The organism is Actinoplanes sp. NPDC024001 (assembly GCF_040638955.1).
Taxonomy (GTDB): Bacteria; Actinomycetota; Actinomycetes; order Mycobacteriales; family Micromonosporaceae; genus Actinoplanes.
In genome coordinates this window covers 1-1321 of the sequence record NZ_JBEZZB010000380.1, presented here as the reverse complement: position 1 = coordinate 1321, position 1321 = coordinate 1, and the positions used below count along the sequence as shown (strand labels likewise).

General features: G+C 68.6%; 2 protein-coding genes. Both read left to right on the top strand.

Annotated features, from left to right (window positions below; translation table 11 throughout):
- Positions 1–79: 79 nt before the first annotated feature.
- Positions 80–382, top strand: coding sequence for a transposase (locus AB0F81_RS51310; protein WP_360211804.1), 303 nt, complete (start codon positions 80–82; stop codon positions 380–382).
- Positions 379–1278: an IS3 family transposase gene (locus AB0F81_RS51305; protein ID WP_360211801.1), complete on the top strand. Its 900-nt coding sequence runs from the start codon at positions 379–381 to the stop codon at positions 1276–1278. Before AB0F81_RS51310 ends, AB0F81_RS51305 begins: the two co-directional genes overlap by 4 nt.
- Positions 1279–1321: the final 43 nt, after the last annotated feature.

Genomic DNA, 1321 nt, shown 5'->3' with positions numbered 1-1321 from the left:
TGGGCCTGCCCCGTTTTGACGGACATCCAAGATCAGGGGACCTGGGGTCTCCGGGAGGATGTCCAGCATCATGGAGAGTGTGGGAAAGAAGCGATCGAGGCCGCGGCGGGCGTTCACGCCGGAGTTCAAGGCTGAGATCGTCGAGTTGTGTCAGCGTGGTGACCGCACGGTCGGGCAGGTCGCGCGGGATTTCGATCTGACCGAGACCGCGGTGCGGTCCTGGGTCAAGCAGGCCGAACTTGATGCCGGCACCCGCTCGGACGGGCTGACCTCCGATGAGCGGGCCGAGCTGGCCGAGCTGCGCCGAGAGAACCGGCGGCTGCAGCAGGACGTCGACATCCTCAAGCGGGCCACGGCTTTCTTCGCCAGGGAGACCCGGTGAACGTGTACCCGTTCATCGAGGCGGAGCAGGCCGGCAAGCACAACGTCAAGCGTGCGTGCGAGCTGTTGAAGGTCTCCCGGTCCGCCTACTACCAGCACGCCCGTGGCGAGCAGTCCACCCGGGACCGGGTCGACGAGCAGCTGACCGGGCAGATCATCGCCGTGCACGCCGCGTCGAACGGCACCTACGGCGCACCCCGCATCCACGCCGAGCTCGCCGACGCCGGACACCGGCACGGCCGCAAACGCATCGCCCGCAGGATGCGGGCCGCCGGCATCTGCGGCAAGAGCCCGCGCCGCTGGAAGACCACCACGATCCCGGACCCGCACGCCGCCACCCGCCCAGATCTGGTCGAGCGGGACTTCACCGTCGACGCGGCCGCGGTCGACACCCGCTGGTGCGGCGACATCACCTACATCAACACGTGGGAGGGCTGGCTGTATCTGGCCACCGTCATCGACCTGGCGTCGCGCCGCGTCGTCGGCTGGGCCGTGGCTGAGCATCTGCGCACCGACCTGGTCGACGCCGCGCTGTCCGACGCCCTCGCCCGGCGCCGGCCCGCCGACGGCCTGATCTTTCATTCCGATCGCGGCTGTCAATACACCAGCGCCCAACACGCCCGCCTCGCGAAGCGGCACGGCGTGCGCCTGAGCGTGGGCCGGCGCGGGCAGTGCTGGGACAACGCGGTCGCCGAATCGTTCTTCTCCACGATCAAGACCGAACTCATCCACCGCCAGGCCTGGCCCACCCGCAAAGCCGCCCACCAAGCGACATTCGAGTACATCGAAGGCTGGTACAACACCCGACGCCGGCACTCCAGCCTCGGCTATCAGAGTCCGGCCGCCTACGAGACGGGCACCAGCCTCGCCCCGCTACCCGCCCTCAAGGTAGCGTGAAGATCAACTCATCGACCCTGTCCGTCGAATCGGGTCAAGCCCA